Consider the following 16,235-nt stretch of genomic DNA (forward strand, 5'->3'; position numbering starts at 1 on the left):
TCGCTATACTCTGGCCCCTTTGATAGAAAAACAGAGCGGCATAGCCATAAATACCATGACAACTGAAACCACTCCTCCCCAGGGTGAAAAACTGCAAAAAATCCTGGCGGGCGCCGGCCTGGGCTCGCGCCGTGAGATGGAACGCTGGATCAGCGAAGGTCGAATCTCCGTAAATGGTGAACAGGCCAGCCTCGGCGATCGTGCCAATGCTGAAGACAAGATTGCTGTCGACGGTCGCCCGGTCAAACTGGAAACCTATGCGTCCGGAATCCGCCGCGTCATTGCCTACAACAAGCCTGAAGGCGAGATTTGTAGCCGCCACGACCCGGAAGGCCGCCCCACTGTTTTTGACAAACTGCCCAAACTTCAGGGAGAGCGCTGGATTGCCATTGGCCGTCTGGATATCAACACCTCCGGACTGATGTTGTTCACCACAGATGGTGAGCTGGCCAGTCGTCTCATGCATCCTTCTTACCAGGTTGAACGTGAATACGCTGTTCGAGTCATGGGTAATGCGACAGAGCAGAAAGTAAAGAACCTGTTCGATGGCGTAGAGCTGGAAGATGGCCCTGCCCGCTTCACCGATATTGTTGACTCAGGCGGTTCGGGCATCAACCGCTGGTTCCATGTTTGCCTGTTGGAGGGCCGTAATCGCGAAGTGCGCAGACTCTGGGAATCCCAGGATTTGACTGTCAGCCGTCTGAAGCGTGTACGTTTTGCCAATGTCATCATTCCTGACCACCTGCGCATGGGCCAGTGGGAAGAAGTAGAAAAAGCGGACATCGACGATCTGGCCGCTGCCGTTCAACTGCCACCCGCGCCCAACGCAGTGACACGCAGAGCCGATCCACGACACACCAAAACAGGCCTGAAAACCAGGGGCTCCCGTGGCAACCCCGCTATCAACAAGAAGCGTCCCTCGCCTCACAAAAAGCCCGGCGTTTTCAAAAAGAACAGACATCGTTAATGCTGTTGAGCTCCAACCATGACCCGGAGCTCTTGCCAATTCCTGAAAATGCTTTGAGTTTCCATGCTAACCTTCAGGGGTTCCACTGGACAGAATGACTGTATTTATATACAGTAACTTTAAACCAAGCCTGACAGGAGAGGGCCATGTCTATTACCCCCATGTGGCGAGTTGACCGGGACGGAAGCATGTTTACAGACAAGAAAGCCGCTGAAGAATACGATCGTATGTTGGAGCTGGCCGCCAATATCACCAGCCTGCTGGAAGACCGCTTTGAAATCGATGAAGACCTGGCTGAAGAGATCGGCCTGATGTTCGCTAAAAACAAGGAAGCCTTTGCCAAAGCCTTTAAAGGCAAACCGGACCTGGTGCTTGAGATTGGCCAGACTTCTGAGCAAGACAACGACACAAAGGATAAGGACGAGGATGAGGCCGCGGCCTGATCCAGCGCATTTTCCGATTGCCAGAGCGGAATGCCCTGATTCGCTCTGCCGTCAGCACCTTTTTCGTTTCAATCCTTTTTCATTTCATCTTCTATTCAGAAACGAATCAAAAACAAAGCGTCATGGGCATTAACCGTCCCTCTGATCAGCTTCAGATTCAGCTAAAAATAGCTTTGTATGAAAAAAAATCTTTCTTTCATTCCTGATTGAGAAACCCTTTTTTTTACCAAAGATAGTGGTTCTAGCGGTCATTTTTCCCATTATCAGACCGAGACACTAGTGAAGCAGCCCGCCAAGTAGCACTTGTACTGGTTGCTAATACAGCGAATTCCGCTAATATAGCGGCCTTTTTGTCTGGCAAGGTATGTAGTCACGACATGACGAGCTTCGTTCCTGGACAGCGCTGGATCAGTGACACCGAAACTGAACAAGGATTAGGTACCGTTCTGACTTTCGATAGTCGCATGGTTACCCTATTGTTCACCACCACCGGTGAAACCCGGCTGTACTCCATTAATAACTGCCCGCTATCAAGGGTACAATTTAATCCTGGTGACAAGATAGAGAGTCACGAGGGCTGGACCATGACGGTGACAGAAGTCATCGAAGAGAATGGTCTGCTGCACTATAAGGGTCTTCTTCCCAACGGCAAGCCCGGAGAGCTTCCCGAATCGGAGCTGGGCAACTTTATTCACTTCAACAAACCGCAGGACAGAATGCTGGCAGGTCAAATCGACCAAAACAGCAATTTTTCTCTGCGTTACAAGACATTGCTGAACAATTGTCGCCTGTTGAGCGCTCCAGTAAGAGGGCTTCTCGGTGCCCGTACCAGCCTCATCCCCCATCAGCTGCACATAGCCCGTGAGGTTTCCGGACGCCATGCGCCAAGAGTGATGCTGGCTGACGAAGTTGGCATGGGTAAAACCATTGAAGCCGGTCTTATCCTTCATCAGCAACTGATCACAGAACGTGCCAGCCGGGTCCTGATTCTGGTTCCGGAAACACTTCAACATCAATGGCTGGTCGAAATGCTGCGTCGTTTTAACCTGCACTTCGGCCTGTTTGATGAAGAGCGTTGCCGTGCGATTGAAGATGAAAACCCGTTCAACACCGAACAGCTGATTCTCTGCAGCCTGGACTTCCTGAGCCAGTACGAAAATCGTTTCCAACAGGTCCTGGAAGCTGACTGGGATCTGCTGATCGTCGATGAGGCTCATCATCTGGTCTGGTCAGAAGAAGACCCCAGCCGTGAATATCAGGTTGTAGAAACCTTGTCGTCACAGATTCCCGGACTGCTGCTATTGACAGCCACGCCTGAACAGATGGGCCCCGAAAGTCATTTTGCCAGACTCCGCCTACTGGACCCGGATCGTTTCCATGATCTGGAGACCTACCAGAAAGAGGAGAAGAGCTATGAGCCTGTGGCCGAAGCGGTACAGGAGCTGCTGGAAAATGACCATCTGCCGGAAGCCGCCTGTCAGCATTTGGCCGGTTTCCTCGGCCAGGACTGCCAACCACTGATCGACCTGATCAATGATGGCTCTGATGAGCAAAAAGAAGCAGCTCGTGAACAACTGCTAAAAACTCTGCTGGACCGCCATGGTACTGGCCGGGTGTTGTTCAGAAATACCCGTGCAGCCGTAGGTGGATTCCCCGGTCGTGTCGTACAGGGCTACGCCCAGAAACTGCCTGAGCTTTATCAGATTGCCCAGGAAGAAGAAACTGAAGTCCGCGGTTCGCTCTATCCTGAACTGGCTTACCAGTCCCATATCCGTGTTAACGACATGGACCCCTGGTGGAAAGTCGACCCACGCATAGACTGGCTGATTAACCTGCTAAAACTGCTCAAAAAGCAGAAAGTGCTGGTGATCTGTGCCAACGCCAATACCGCTCTGGACCTCGAGGACGCCCTCAGAATTCTGTCAGGCATACCCACGGCAGTGTTCCATGAGAACATGACGATCGTGGAACGAGATCGTGCAGCTGCGTGGTTTGCTGATGAAGAATACGGCGCCCAGGTTCTGGTCTGCTCCGAAATTGGCAGTGAAGGTCGAAACTTCCAGTTTGCCCACCACCTGGTGCTCTTCGATTTGCCCGCTCACCCGGATCTGCTGGAACAGCGTATCGGACGACTCGATCGAATTGGCCAGACCGAGACCATCAAAATTCATGTTCCTTACATAGAAGGCACTGGACAGGAATTAATCTTCCACTGGTATGACCAGGGCCTGAACGCATTCGCTGATACCTGCCCGTCTGGCAGCATGGTCTTTGAGCAGTTAGGTGAAGCGTTCACTGAAACACTGATTCCGGAGAAAAAAACGACACTGGCTGATATTCAGCCTTTGATAGAGGAAACCGCCAAGCTCAATGCAAAAATGAATGAGTACCTCCACAATGGTCGGGATCGCCTGCTGGAAATCAACTCCCGTGGCACTCTTTCCAGTGAAGACCTGATAAACGACATCGAAGCACAGGAAGAACCCAGACAGCTCAAGCGCTATATGGAAAAGCTGTTTGAAGGATTTGGCGTCGATTCAGAAGATCATTCCAAGCATTGCCTCGTTGTACGTCCTGGCAGCCATATGGTGACATCCTTCCCAGGTCTTCCGGCTGACGGCATTACCGTCACCTTTGATCGGGAGTTGGCCCTTTCCCGGGAAGATATGCATTTTCTCACCTGGGAGCACCCCATGGTTCGTGAAAGCATGGACATGCTGCTCACCAGTGAGATGGGCAACACTTCGGTCGCTCTGCTGAAAAACAAAGCGCTGAAACCCGGCACAATGTTGCTGGAAGCGATCTATGTCGTCGGTGCTACGGGAGAGAAAAAACTGCAACTGGATCGATACCTGCCCGCGACACCGATTCGCTGCCTGATCGACCCTGGCATGAACAACCTATCAGAAAAAGTTGCCTTCGATACCCTCAATGCCCAGCTTCAGCCCATTAAGAAAGGGATGGCAAAAAAACTGGTGAAAGCGCAACGGGAACCGATTCTGACCATGTTGGCCAAAGCAGAGCAAGCAGCGAAGGAACAGGTTAATCCCATTGTGACTGAAGCCTGCAAAAACCTGCTAAGCCATGTTACGGAAGAGATCAAGCGACTGGCTGCCCTGAAAGCAGTGAACCCGAACGTGCGTGATGAAGAGATCGAACACCTCAAACTGCGTGCCGCAATGGGTCATCAATGCCTTCAGAAAGCGATGCTCAGGCTGGATGGTTTGCGGTTGATGATTGCGGGTTAACAATCTGTTCTGACCCACCCATGAAGAAATGCAGCTATCCAGCTGCATTTCTTTTTAGGTATATATCTACTTCCAAAACAATTGAATCACAGAGGCAACATTGGTACTCAGTTATTTCATCAGATCGTGGCAACTACTTTTGATAAAAACCCACCTCACCTTCAGGCCGGGTCTTAAATCGGCGATGCAGCCACATATACTGATCCGGTTTTTTCCTGACCTGCTCTTCTACAAATTGATTGACCCGGATCGCATCCTGCAGATCATCGCCCCGGGGAAAGTCCTTCCAGGCCTCAAACACCTCAAGGACATAGCCCCGGGAACCCGGTTTTCGGGTGACCACCATAGGCACGACCCTGGCCTTACCCATTTTGGTCATTCTTGAAGTGCCAGTCACTGATGCCGCCTGCATACCAAAAAAAGGGGCAAAAACACTTTGTTTGGGACCATAATCCTGATCAGGTGAGTACCAGACGGTTTTTCCCTGTCTCAGGGATCTCAGCATACCGCGCACATCCCTTCGGCCTAACAAACGGCTACCCCGGTCATAGCGTAGACGCTGTCTTCTCTGCATATACTCAAAAACAGGATTCTTGTGTTCACGGTAGGTCGCGTCGACACTGTGCCTGAGAGTGATCAGAGCGCCCGCTATTTCTATGGTCGTGAAATGCAGAATCAGCAACAGATTGCCCTGCCCACTCTCTGAGTCGAGGTTTTCCAGACCTTTATAGGTCACCAGCCGTTCAAGTCTCTCTCTCGGCCACCACCAGGCCATGAGCACTTCCATCAAACCGATACCGACCGACTCAAAGTTTTTCTGCAACAGGATTTCCCTTTCCGCTTCAGTCATCTGGGGAAAACATTTTTCCAGATTGACCCGGGTAATACGCACTCTGTTGCCACCAAAACGCAATAAAAGGCGACCTATCCAGCGCCCCAGATGCACCATGACTGAATAGGGAAGCATTGCCACAAGAGCAGTGAATCCCAACCCCAGCCATACCGGCCAGAACTTTGGTTTCAAATAACACCACAGAAACCGATCCGCCTCTGTAGTGTTGCTTAATTCATCCGACTTCATCTATTCACCAAAAACGCTTTCTCAAGAAACCTTCACAAGCAGTCAGTTACCTGCCATAAGTGAGCCCTATTATCTCAGCTGCCAAGGCTGAGGTCATATTTCTCTGGAGATACCTTGTAAAATGACTTGAGAAATCTTGGTTTTGATCGTAGCCTGAGAGGCAATACGGAGCGATAGGTCAGAAAATGAGAAGCACTGAAACTTTTCCCTATTATCCGTCAGATACAGCAGGAACATAACTGACACACTTCCGTAAATGACGTGGCCACCATGAACTCAACTCTGACCTCAAAGCCCTCAAATACCGCCTTCCAGCTAAAAGGCGGTATTTTTACACTGACTACCCTTGAATTGCACAACAGCTGTCTGATTAGTTTCTGCCAGCAGTTACAGGCGATGTCAGAAAAAGCCCCACACTTCTTTCAACAGACACCGGTGGTAATGGCTTTGGAGACATTACCGGCAACGGTAGATGCTCCCGATCTGAGAGCCATTGCAGGGCGACTGAGGGAGTCCGGTATGATTCTGGTTGCCGTTCGTGGTGGTGAACAGTTCAGATACACGGCAGAGTCTGCCGGCCTGGCCTGGCTGCCATTTCAGAAGACAAAGTCAGAGAAAAATGTGGTCATGATGCAACAGAACGGACAACCGATGCCGGTCGAACGTCATGAGCTTAATGGCACCGGGCAAAAAGAAGATACATCAGGCATTTCAGGTTCAGAAACAAAAATTATCGATCAGCCTGTTCGCTCCGGTCAGCAAATCTATGCCCCGGGCGACCTGGTTATACTGTCACAGGTCAGTCCGGGTGCAGAATTGCTGGCTGGCGGGCACATACACGTCTACGGACTTTTAAGGGGCAGAGCGCTTGCCGGGGTTAATGGTGACCCTGAGGCAAGAATTTTTTGTCATCGCTTTGAGGCCGAACTGATTTCCATCAGTGGTCACTACAAACTGACCGGCCAGACGGAAGAATCCTCCTGGAGCCGCCACTGGGGTGAGTCTGTTTTAATAAAGCTCGCTGAGGATCGCTTGCACATCAGCAGGCTTTAATAAATACTTGAACATCGACCATCACTTACTATTCACAGGATTTGAACTTGGCACGCATAATAGTCGTAACGTCAGGAAAAGGCGGTGTTGGTAAGACCACGACCAGCGCTTCATTCGCCACAGGTCTGGCCATGAAAGGACACAGAACCGTGGTGATCGATTTTGATGTCGGGCTGCGAAATCTCGACCTTATCATGGGGTGTGAGCGCAGAGTCGTCTATGATCTGGTGAATGTTATTAATGGTGAAGCAGCTCTCCATCAGGCCCTGATTAAAGACAAACACACCGAGAACCTGAGTGTATTGCCGGCATCACAGACCCGCGACAAAGAAGCACTCACTCTGGAAGGCATTGAAGCGGTTTTTGACGAGCTGGCAAAAGATTTTGAATACATTATCTGCGACTCACCGGCCGGTATTGAGCATGGTGCGCTTATGGCTCTGTACTTTGCTGACGAAGCGATCATAACAACGAACCCTGAAGTTTCTTCCGTCAGGGATTCAGACCGGATCCTGGGGATTTTGCAAAGCAAATCCCGGAGAGCTGAAAAGAAGCTTGATCCTGTCAAAGAACATCTGTTGCTGACCCGTTATAACCCGACGAGGGTGGAAATGGGCGATATGCTTAATGTTGAAGACGTTCAGGAGATCCTTGCCATTCCATTGCTGGCCGTTGTCCCGGAATCCAAGGACGTTCTGAAGGCATCAAACCATGGTATTCCGGTTATCCATCAGCAGACAACCGATGCCGGTCAGGCTTACAACGATATGGTCGCACGCTTTCTGGGCGCTGAATTACCTCACCGGTTTATTGAACCTCCGAAAAAAGGCTTTTTCCAGAAAGTTTTCAGGAGTCGTGCATGAGTCTGCTGCAATTTTTTAAATCCAGCAAATCCGGGGGCAGCGCATCGGTCGCCAAGGAGCGCCTTCAGATACTGGTTGCCCATGAAAGGCTGAACCGCTCTGGTCATGACTTTCTGCCAGCTATGAAACAGGACATACTGAGAGTCGTGGAAAAGTATTTTCAGGTCGCCGATAACACCATCTCCGTCCGGCTGGATACCGATGGTGACTGCTCGACCCTTGAAGTCAACGTGCAGTTACCGGAAAACTCCTGACACCCGAAGCCTTCTCTTGATACTCTTACAGCACTGGCACAGATCCATTCTGTGTCGGCCTCTCTTTGCAAACTCCTATCGCTTGCTTTACTCAATTTCTATTAACAGCCATACCGTGTTAAAAGAAATACTGTTTAAATCACCAGAATTTTACTAGCTCAACAGTTTGCAACCTTTTATTAACATAGCGTTGCATACTGCAATTGAAACTCTCACTTAAGTACAAATTCAGACTAACCCAACGGTTGAGTTATTGTTATTCTTAAATAGTATTCATGCAAAAGCCAGCACGGTCAGGAAAGACTATGAAACACCACTACTCTGCGCCATTTAAAAGCCGGAAAACCACTATTCGCACACAGGGTCGCGCTATTAATGCTATAGCCTACCCAAAAAATCTGAAGCCCCTGATGAAAAACACCAGCCAGCTGCCAAACAGCAAGCCCGAAGGCAACGAATGCTTTGAGCTCGGGTATAACTGATCGACTCTGCCAGACACCTTTCAATGTCCACCGCAGAATGATCAGAGGCCTCAATGTTTTTTAAAGCCATTCATAATGGATTAAGCAGGCAAGGTGAGAATAACCTTGCCTGTTGTTTTATTGGATGCCATTAAATCATACGCTTTCTGATATTGATCGATTGGGAGAACCGTATCTGTAATCGGTTTTAAGTGACCCGAGGCGAATAAAGGCCAAACCTTTTCCATTAGTTCGGTTAACAACCTTTCTTTTTCGGTAATGGGCAAAAAGCGCAGAGTGGATCCCATCACTTGAATCCGCTTCATCAGTAGTTGCCCCATATCCAATTGTGCTTGTCGTCCTGCCATTAAACCAATGGTGACAATTCTTCCGCCGATATTCATTAAAGACAGATATCTTTCCAGCCAGTCTCCGGCACAGCAATCCAGCACCATATCAAAAGGACCAAAAGCCTTTAACAGCTTCCAATCCTGCTGATGCCGGTTCAAGCCATTTTTCGCTCCCAACTCCTTGCAGAATTGCAACTTTTCATCACTGCCGACCACCACGGTTACGTCGATTCCAAAATAAGCACACAGCTGCAGAACTGCGGTACCCACACCGCTGGCGCCAGCCATTAACAGAACCTTGTCTCCGGCTTTGACTTTGCCACGATGAAACAGGTTGAGCCAGGCGGTTGCATAAACCTCAACAACGCCTCCGGTCTGCACGAGACTCAGTGATTCAGGAACTGGTAACAACAGCCGCTGATCACACACCGCGCTTGTCGCCAGACCTCCACCCGGCAACAACGCACAAACATGCTGGCCTGGCAGCCATTGGCTGACATTGGCTCCCACCGCCTCAATGATCCCGGAGCATTCGAGTCCCAAGACGGGTGTTACACCTTTTGGTGGATTGTAGGTTCCAGCCAACTGCGACAGGTCGGCACGGTTAAGGCCTGCGGCCACTACTCGAATTTTTACCTGATCTTTACCCAAAGGCTCACCGGGAAAGGTCCGCCATTGTAACGCCCTGTCAATAGCCACAAGTCCGTAAAAGTTTTTGCTCTCTTGCATCTTTACCCAAACCTTAATGATCAAGCCGATACAGGTATCAATGAAATACCTCGGTTATCGGGCTTCATTGAATAGGGGGTTATCAGCCTGACTGGAGTCCGGTAAAGTCCCCTGACTGGCTGCATTCAGTTATAGACTGTATTATGTCTCAGGGGATATTCACAATCACTGAACAAAACTGATTGAGAAAGCCCCCAAAGCACTGGTAACTTAAAAATAGAAGTCAACCAATGCTCTGGGACAGGCCTATGGACCGACTGTCTGGTAGCCAGCAGTGCCACATGCACCACAAGCAGCATCAGCTGGAAACAACGCCCTGACAGGCTTTGGATTATCTCCGGTGTGGAACAGGCTTAAACGCATGTTCCGGATATTTTTGGTACATGTGTTTCAGGCACAGAGGGGTGGAGTAGCCTATAGTCGATGAACGTCGTCTTAAACACTCCATAACAGGACTTATTCCTTCATGAGCCGAGGCGGCACACCCGATATCGAAAAACGACACGGAGCTTCACAATCCATGATACCGACCCTGCTAAACGCCAGGAAAATACCATCGGTTTTTTTTGCCCTGTTCACCGCGCTCTGTATAACCACCAGTTCGGTTTTTGCCGCTGATCAGAATCTTGACCGCCCCATTGACGAACTAAAACCCAGCCTGCAACAGGCCATTGCCAGTGTCAATGTGGTGCAACTGCTGTCACGCAACCATTATCGCAAAATTGACCTGAACAAAGAGAGTGGAGAAAAAGTATTTCAGCGCTATCTCGACCGTTTGGACCCCAACCGCAGCTTCTTCCTGCAAAGCGACATTGCCCAGTTTGCCCCTTATAAAGAAAAGCTCGACAGCTCTCTTAAAAGCGGCGACCTGAAACCAGCTTTTGAAATATTCAATCGATACACAGTCAGGGCAGAAGAACGTGCCCGCTACATGCTGGCTCTGGTCAAGCAGGGTGTTAACAAACTGGATCTGAAAAAGAACGAAGACCTGATTGTTGACCGCAAGGAACAGCCCTGGCTGGCCAATAAAAAGAACCAGCGAGACCTTTGGAGAAAACAGTTCAAAGACAGTGTACTGACCCTGAAGCTGAACAACAAAACTGATGAAGAAATTGCAGATCAGTTGACTCGACGCAACACCAACCTGTTGCGCCGATTGCATCAGAGTAAGAGCGAAGACGTTTTCCAGACTTACATTAATTCTTTTACCGGAATTTTTGATCCCCACACCCAGTACTTCTCGCCCCAGACTGCCGAGAACTTTGACATTAACATGAGTCTTTCTCTGGAAGGCATTGGTGCGGTTCTGTCCTCGGAGGATGAATACACCAAAGTGGTCAGCGTGGTCCCCGGTGGTCCTGCCGATAAAGCAGGCCAACTGAAACCTGGCGACAAAATCATCAGCGTTGGCCAGGGCCTCAAAGGCACGCTGGAGGACGTCGTGGGCATGCGTCTGGATGATGTGGTTAATCTGATCCGCGGTAAAAAGAAAACTCTGGTCAGACTGGAAATTATTCCAGGCTCCAGCAAAAGCAGTAACACCCGTATTTATGAAATTATCAGGGACAAAGTCAAGCTGGAAGAACAGGATGCCAAAAGCCACATTCTTGAGTTTAAACAGAATAATAAGACCAAGCGTGTGGGTGTTATCGAAATACCTACCTTCTACATTGACTTTAAGGCCGCCCAGTCCGGCGACCCCAATTACAAGAGCACAACGCGCGACGTGCGCAAGCTGCTTGATAATTTCAAGAAAGAAAACCTGGACGGCCTGATTATAGACCTGCGAGGCAATGGCGGCGGCTCCTTACAGGAAGCCAACGAACTGACTGGCCTGTTCATTGAGCAGGGTCCAACGGTTCTGGTCAGGGACAGCAGAGGACGCACCGAGCGTCAGCAAGACCCGGACCCGACTCAGGTATACAGTGGTCCCATGGCTGTTGTAGTTGACCGACTGAGTGCTTCTGCTTCAGAAATCTTTGCCGGCGCCATGCAAGACTATGGACGGGCACTGGTGATTGGTGGTCAGACTTACGGAAAAGGTACTGTTCAGAGCATTCAGCCGCTTAACCACGGACAGCTGAAACTGACTCTGGCCAAGTTCTACCGCATTTCCGGTCAGAGCACCCAGAACCAGGGCGTACTGCCCGACATCGCCTTTCCATCGCTGTACGATGGCCGTGATATCGGCGAAAGCAAGCTGCCTGATGCCCTGCCCTGGGATACCATCAAGCCGATCCCATACAGAAAGTACTCAGACATGAAACCTTTTCTGAAACCTCTCGATGAAAAGCACCGCAAGCGGACGCACGAGGATCCGGATTTTGTCTACCTGAACGAAATGAAAGACTACCTGTCTCGCTACGAAAACCAGGAAAAAGTGTCACTTAACGAAGCAAAGCGCAAGCACGAAATCCAGACCATGCGCAGTCAGAGACTGGCCATTGAGAACCGGCTAAGAAAGGCCAAGGGTGACCCCCTTTTGAATAACCTGGATGAACTGGAAGAAGCAGAACAGGAAGAAGCCTCTACTGAAACCAAGAAGAAAAAGAAAGAAACCGACGCCTTTATCAAGGAAGCTGGAATGGTTCTGGTGGACCTGATTCAGATACAGAAAAAACAAACTGCCAGCCGTTAACTATCCCTCTCAGGGCCTGTTTTTCAGGCCCTTATAGTCTCAAGAGTTCATACTCTTGCCAGCTCTTAAGAGACTGATATCTACCTTTCGATAAAAAGTACTGGCACAATATCACTCAAAACATCAGTGGCTCAATGGTAGGTAGAACCCCAAGAATGAAAATATATGGCGATATCCAGTCCGGCAACTGTTACAAAATCAAACTGCTCACTGCCCTGCTTGACCTGAATCATGAATGGGTTGCCATTGGTATTCTGAATAATGAAACCCAGACTCCGGATTTTCTCGCCAAAAACCCTAACGGCAAAATTCCTTTGCTGGAGCTTGATGATGGCCGCATTCTCAGTGAATCCAATGCCATCCTGAACTTCCTGGCCAGAGATTCTGAGCTGTTGCCGACGGACCCTTTTTTACAGGCAAAAAACCAGCAATGGCAGTTTTTTGAGCAATACAGCCATGAACCTTATATTGCCGTTGCCCGCTTCATTAACAAGTATCTGGGCATGCCGGACAATCGACGGGAAGAGTTCGAAAGGAAACAGGAAGGCGGCCACAAAGCTCTTAAGGTCATGGAGCAGCGGCTTTCGAAAACCGCTTTTCTGGTTGGCGAGCAACTTACAACGGCTGACGTATCTTTGTTTGGGTACACCCATGTCGCCCACGAAGGCGGTTTTGAGTTGTCACAGTATCCGGGGATCCAACGCTGGATTTCACGTATTCGCTCTTTACCGGGGTTTGTTTCAATGGATTCCTGCGCCTGATACTTTACGCCACCTAACGAAAAAATGCCTATGTACGCTGTCATTTTCAGAGCCACCATCAAACAACTGGATCAGGAATACAGTCAACTTGCCCAGCGTATGCGCGAGCTGGCTCTGCATGAATAACTCCGAGCACCTGGCCGCCCGGCAAAAAGGTAATGCTCGCACAAATCGGCCCGTTCACTTGTGTTTTAATCCTCTTCCAGAATCCAGAGCTTTGCCGCCTCCAGCTGCTCGTATCTGAAGTGCCTGATTTTTGCAGCAATAAAATGCCTTGCTATTTTTTCTCTTGGACCGCCCTCTCTTGCATCCGTGACAATGGCAATTTTTCTCAGATGTTTGTGATGGTTTTTCACAAATCGAATGTGGCTGACCAGAGCACCAAAGGATTCCCAACCGGGAAAATGATCGGTATGGATAATCAGCCCAGCCAGCCCACCCCTCTCTTCAATCAGAGGATCAATCTGTTGGGCGGCAGAAACAAAGTCCTCTTTTGAAAGAGGTCCATGGGGTTCCAGAAAGGCAATGCCGTCTTCCCTGTCCATCTCAATAGAAAGCATACTAGTTAAGCCTCCATATGAATGAAATAGAGTTTCACTGCAATCACTATAGGCCGAATTACCGTCTTCTCCACTCCACAACTACCGAAACCCTCAGTCTCGGTACACCTGCTCCTTGTATTCAATCCGGGCTTTCACTTCGGCACAGTATTCTGTTGTGGGTCTTGCTAAAAGACGAGGTATGCCTATGGGTTCATCCGACTCAAGACAATAACCGTAGCTACCTGATCGTATACGCTGCAGTGACAGTCTGATCTTGGATAGTAATTTTTGTTCTCGTTCTAAAATACGCAAAGAAGTACTGCACTCTTCTTCCCAAGATGCTCTGTCACTATCATCATTCAACTCTGGTGGGCTGGCCATTTGATTTTTGGCTTCTTGAATTCGAGCTTCCGTCGATTCGTGAAGCACCAATAGTCGGTGCTTGAAAAAATCCAGTTGCTCACTATTCATGTAGTCAGACTCGGCAGCCTGTTTAATCTGATCTTCAGTCAACGGGCATTGCCCTGGTGATGTTGAGCTCATTGATTTTCTCCCCAGTCAGGAAAAGGATCACTCAAAGTTGCCCAGTGCTCTTTACCTTTGAGAACCTCGCCTTCTGTTAATAAGCAATCGTCGAGGGCTTTAGTAATGGCCTGTTGATCTAAAGCCTGACCGATGAAAACAAGCTCCTGCCGCATATCGCCGAAGGGATCTACCCAGTTACTTTTAATCGAGGCAAGGTAATCTTCATCGGTAGGCCAGTTCTCTTTCGGGATAGCTTTCCAAAACATCCCTGCAAAACCATAGCGCGCGATACCACCAGCCTGACTCCATTGGCCTGCAAATTCCGGACGAGTGGCCAACCAAAAGTACCCTTTAGATCGAATCAGTTTTCCATAGTCTCTTGCCGTGTGGAGAAACTGATAAAACTTTTCCGGATGAAAGGGTCGGCGAGCGGTGTAACTAAAACTTCCAATGCCGTATTCTTCCGTTTCCGGCACATGTTCGCCGCGCATTTCTTTAAGCCAGCCCGGCGCTAATTGTGCCCGCTCAAAATCAAACAGCCCAGTGTTTAATACATCGTCAACATTTACCTGACCATGAGTAATGGGAATGATTCGGGCATTGGTATTGAGTGTTTTCAGGATCGCAGTCAAACGTTCCTGCTCGCGCTGTTCTATCAAATCGGTTTTGCTGATTAACAGTATATCGGCGAACTCGACTTGATCTACCAGTAAGTCAGCAACACTGCGTTCATCCTCTTTCCCCAGAGACTCTCCGGTATCCTGAAGGTATTTGGCCTCGTCATAATCCTTGAGGAAGTTCACTGCATCCACCACTGTGACCATCGTATCCAGCGTGGCGACATCAGAAAGCGATTTACCCTTTTCATCGGCAAAGGTAAAGGTTTCAGCGACGGGTAAAGGCTCGGAAATGCCGGTGGATTCAATCACCAGATAATCAAAGTGCCCCTCCCGGGCCAATTTGTTGATCTCCAGCAACAGATCTTCACGCAGGGTACAACAAATGCAGCCATTGCTCATTTCCACCAGCTTCTCTTCCTGATGGCTCAGCGACACTTCGTTTTGAACCTGAGTTGCATCAATATTGATTTCGCTCATATCGTTAACGATAACGGCCACTTTTTTACCCTGGCGGTTATTCAGAATATGGCTTAGTACAGTAGTTTTTCCTGCGCCAAGAAAGCCTGACAGCACAGTGACGGGGAGTTGAGTCATGACGGATAGTTCCGGTTGAGGTAAATATACAGGTGAGTACACCCTAATTTGTTATGTTATATTATAACAATTACAATCTAGTCAATGACAACTGAATGCTGGTTCTTACCTGAGCCCGACCAAGCTAATCGGGGAATGACAGTCCATGTCCAAAAGCTTCGGCTTTAGCAACACTGATACCTATCTGGTGTTTGTCCCTGTCAAGGGTAAACATCAATGGGCTCTTGAAGCCGATCCTGATGTCAGTTTTTGTATCCATTACATTTTCTAAATCCCTTCAGGGCAAGCACATAGAACCTCTGGTCACAACACAAAGTTGAAAAGATGAGTTTGATTTCAGGAAAGACCTGTGAACACATCTTGTTTAGCATGTTCGCAAATCCGAATAAAGAACAACTGATGTCCTTTTTGGAGCGAAATTCAGACAAAAACCTGGTATCAACAGACAGGGTTTGAAATCAAATGCAGCAGGCGCTGAGATCATCGGCGCTCACCTTGATTGATCAAAAACCTCGATAAACACAGGATTTCGCTGGCCCAAAGCCAGCTGGAGCTATCAGAGCATTAAAGCCAACAACATTCAGAGCTGAGAGGAGTCTGGTATCTCTGCTCTGTAGCTTGCCCCACTGTTCAGATCTCTTTATATTCGGGAAACTCATTAGTAGCCAAATCAAGAATAAGAATCCATGAACATTGCCATTTATATATACGACAATGCAGAAGTACTGGATTTTTCCGGTTCTTTTGAAGTATTTTCAACAGCCAGTCGGGTCTGTGCAGACCACAAGCCTTTTAATGTCTTTCTGATAAGAGAGACTGGTGAAACTGTTTCTGCCCGCGCCGGATATAGCGTGAATCCTGACTATGGATTCTATAACCACCCTCCCATTGACTTGCTGATGGTGGTTGGCGGCGTTCATAATGCAGAACTGAAGTAGAAAGTGCCTGGGTACTCACTCACTACTATCAAGTCAGTCCAGGTCAGCAATGTCAGAAATTAAGAGCCGTTATTCAGTTGCAAAAGTGCCTGACGCAGGATTATCAGGCCACGCTCAAAGCCCTTGATGATTATACCAACGGTTACGATTTTGCCGATGCAATGATTG

The 16,235-nt window shown here is 48.9% G+C and carries 16 protein-coding genes; 10 read left to right on the top strand and 6 right to left on the bottom strand.

What is annotated here, in order from left to right; translation table 11 throughout:
- Nucleotides 1-55 precede the first annotated feature (55 nt).
- The 3 genes from rluB (at nt 56) to rapA (ending at nt 4,658) form a co-directional block, all read left to right on the top strand.
- Nucleotides 56-967: a 23S rRNA pseudouridine(2605) synthase RluB gene (gene rluB / locus KDK17_RS12900; RefSeq protein ID WP_257275845.1), complete on the top strand. Its 912-nt coding sequence runs from the start codon at nt 56-58 to the stop codon at nt 965-967.
- A 146-nt stretch (nt 968-1,113) separates the two neighbouring features.
- Nucleotides 1,114-1,410 carry a YebG family protein gene (locus KDK17_RS12905; RefSeq protein WP_257281069.1) on the top strand — a complete coding sequence of 99 codons (297 nt, stop codon included), beginning with the start codon at nt 1,114-1,116 and terminating at the stop codon, nt 1,408-1,410.
- A gap of 377 nt (nt 1,411-1,787) precedes the next feature.
- Entirely contained in the window at nt 1,788-4,658 is a 2,871-nt protein-coding gene (gene rapA / locus KDK17_RS12910) for an RNA polymerase-associated protein RapA (protein ID WP_257275815.1), read from the top strand.
- Nucleotides 4,659-4,791: 133 nt separating this feature from the next.
- Here rapA and lpxL read toward each other — a convergent pair whose 3' ends face one another.
- Nucleotides 4,792-5,739: an LpxL/LpxP family Kdo(2)-lipid IV(A) lauroyl/palmitoleoyl acyltransferase gene (lpxL, locus tag KDK17_RS12915; protein ID WP_257275816.1), complete on the bottom strand. Its 948-nt coding sequence runs from the start codon at nt 5,737-5,739 to the stop codon at nt 4,792-4,794.
- A gap of 270 nt (nt 5,740-6,009) precedes the next feature.
- Between lpxL and minC the strand changes: the two genes are divergently transcribed.
- From minC to KDK17_RS12935, 4 genes are all read left to right on the top strand, one after another.
- Nucleotides 6,010-6,792, top strand: a complete 783-nt coding sequence (minC, locus tag KDK17_RS12920) for a septum site-determining protein MinC (RefSeq protein WP_257288219.1) — start codon at nt 6,010-6,012, stop codon at nt 6,790-6,792.
- A gap of 47 nt (nt 6,793-6,839) precedes the next feature.
- The gene (gene minD, locus KDK17_RS12925) at nt 6,840-7,655 is read left to right on the top strand and encodes a septum site-determining protein MinD (RefSeq protein ID WP_257275819.1); all 816 of its coding nucleotides are present in this window, start codon (nt 6,840-6,842) and stop codon (nt 7,653-7,655) included.
- Nucleotides 7,652-7,909, top strand: coding sequence for a cell division topological specificity factor MinE (gene minE, locus KDK17_RS12930; RefSeq protein ID WP_257253361.1), 258 nt, complete (start codon nt 7,652-7,654; stop codon nt 7,907-7,909). The genes minD and minE overlap by 4 nt, the downstream gene beginning before the upstream one ends.
- A 305-nt stretch (nt 7,910-8,214) precedes the next feature.
- Nucleotides 8,215-8,391, top strand: coding sequence for a hypothetical protein (locus KDK17_RS12935; protein WP_257275820.1), 177 nt, complete (start codon nt 8,215-8,217; stop codon nt 8,389-8,391).
- Between the two features lie 80 nt (nt 8,392-8,471).
- On the opposite strand, the gene KDK17_RS12940 is transcribed toward KDK17_RS12935, so the two are convergent.
- Nucleotides 8,472-9,449, bottom strand: coding sequence for an NAD(P)H-quinone oxidoreductase (locus KDK17_RS12940; protein ID WP_257254124.1), 978 nt, complete (start codon nt 9,447-9,449; stop codon nt 8,472-8,474).
- Between the two features lie 466 nt (nt 9,450-9,915).
- Between KDK17_RS12940 and KDK17_RS12945 the strand changes: the two genes are divergently transcribed.
- Nucleotides 9,916-12,087, top strand: a complete 2,172-nt coding sequence (locus KDK17_RS12945; RefSeq protein WP_257281074.1) for a carboxy terminal-processing peptidase — start codon at nt 9,916-9,918, stop codon at nt 12,085-12,087.
- A 134-nt stretch (nt 12,088-12,221) separates the two neighbouring features.
- Nucleotides 12,222-12,848, top strand: coding sequence for a glutathione S-transferase family protein (locus KDK17_RS12950; protein ID WP_257288220.1), 627 nt, complete (start codon nt 12,222-12,224; stop codon nt 12,846-12,848).
- A 191-nt stretch (nt 12,849-13,039) separates the two neighbouring features.
- On the opposite strand, the gene KDK17_RS12955 is transcribed toward KDK17_RS12950, so the two are convergent.
- From KDK17_RS12955 to KDK17_RS12970, 4 genes are all read right to left on the bottom strand, one after another.
- A complete protein-coding gene (locus KDK17_RS12955) occupies nt 13,040-13,408 on the bottom strand; it encodes an STAS/SEC14 domain-containing protein (protein WP_257275823.1) in 369 nt (122 codons plus the stop codon).
- A 93-nt stretch (nt 13,409-13,501) separates the two neighbouring features.
- On the bottom strand, nt 13,502-13,933 hold the full coding sequence (locus KDK17_RS12960; RefSeq protein ID WP_257275825.1) for a TraR/DksA C4-type zinc finger protein: 432 nt from the start codon (nt 13,931-13,933) through the stop codon (nt 13,502-13,504).
- Nucleotides 13,930-15,129, bottom strand: coding sequence for a zinc metallochaperone GTPase ZigA (gene zigA, locus KDK17_RS12965; RefSeq protein ID WP_257288221.1), 1,200 nt, complete (start codon nt 15,127-15,129; stop codon nt 13,930-13,932). The genes KDK17_RS12960 and zigA overlap by 4 nt, the downstream gene beginning before the upstream one ends.
- A gap of 124 nt (nt 15,130-15,253) precedes the next feature.
- Nucleotides 15,254-15,388 carry a hypothetical protein gene (locus KDK17_RS12970; RefSeq protein ID WP_257275827.1) on the bottom strand — a complete coding sequence of 45 codons (135 nt, stop codon included), beginning with the start codon at nt 15,386-15,388 and terminating at the stop codon, nt 15,254-15,256.
- A 427-nt stretch (nt 15,389-15,815) separates the two neighbouring features.
- Between KDK17_RS12970 and KDK17_RS12975 the strand changes: the two genes are divergently transcribed.
- Nucleotides 15,816-16,067: a hypothetical protein gene (locus KDK17_RS12975; protein WP_257275828.1), complete on the top strand. Its 252-nt coding sequence runs from the start codon at nt 15,816-15,818 to the stop codon at nt 16,065-16,067.
- The last annotated feature ends 168 nt before the right edge of the window (nt 16,068-16,235 follow it).

Origin of the sequence: Endozoicomonas sp. SESOKO2 (assembly GCF_024606245.1) — a bacterium.
In the GTDB taxonomy this organism is placed as follows: Bacteria; Pseudomonadota; Gammaproteobacteria; order Pseudomonadales; family Endozoicomonadaceae; genus Endozoicomonas_A.

Bases quoted from the DNA above. Each gene is read 5' to 3' on its own strand.
- rluB (WP_257275845.1), top strand. From the start codon at position 56: ATGACAACTGAAACCACTCCTCCCCAGGGTGAAAAACTGCAAAAAATC.
- KDK17_RS12905 (WP_257281069.1), top strand. From the start codon at position 1,114: ATGTCTATTACCCCCATGTGGCGAGTTGACCGGGACGGAAGCATGTTT.
- rapA (WP_257275815.1), top strand. From the start codon at position 1,788: ATGACGAGCTTCGTTCCTGGACAGCGCTGGATCAGTGACACCGAAACT.
- lpxL (WP_257275816.1), bottom strand. From the start codon at position 5,739: ATGAAGTCGGATGAATTAAGCAACACTACAGAGGCGGATCGGTTTCTG.
- minC (WP_257288219.1), top strand. From the start codon at position 6,010: ATGAACTCAACTCTGACCTCAAAGCCCTCAAATACCGCCTTCCAGCTA.
- minE (WP_257253361.1), top strand. From the start codon at position 7,652: ATGAGTCTGCTGCAATTTTTTAAATCCAGCAAATCCGGGGGCAGCGCA.
- KDK17_RS12935 (WP_257275820.1), top strand. From the start codon at position 8,215: ATGAAACACCACTACTCTGCGCCATTTAAAAGCCGGAAAACCACTATT.
- KDK17_RS12940 (WP_257254124.1), bottom strand. From the start codon at position 9,449: ATGCAAGAGAGCAAAAACTTTTACGGACTTGTGGCTATTGACAGGGCG.
- KDK17_RS12945 (WP_257281074.1), top strand. From the start codon at position 9,916: ATGAGCCGAGGCGGCACACCCGATATCGAAAAACGACACGGAGCTTCA.
- KDK17_RS12950 (WP_257288220.1), top strand. From the start codon at position 12,222: ATGGTAGGTAGAACCCCAAGAATGAAAATATATGGCGATATCCAGTCC.
- KDK17_RS12955 (WP_257275823.1), bottom strand. From the start codon at position 13,408: ATGCTTTCTATTGAGATGGACAGGGAAGACGGCATTGCCTTTCTGGAA.
- KDK17_RS12960 (WP_257275825.1), bottom strand. From the start codon at position 13,933: ATGAGCTCAACATCACCAGGGCAATGCCCGTTGACTGAAGATCAGATT.
- zigA (WP_257288221.1), bottom strand. From the start codon at position 15,129: ATGACTCAACTCCCCGTCACTGTGCTGTCAGGCTTTCTTGGCGCAGGA.
- KDK17_RS12970 (WP_257275827.1), bottom strand. From the start codon at position 15,388: ATGGATACAAAAACTGACATCAGGATCGGCTTCAAGAGCCCATTGATG.
- KDK17_RS12975 (WP_257275828.1), top strand. From the start codon at position 15,816: ATGAACATTGCCATTTATATATACGACAATGCAGAAGTACTGGATTTT.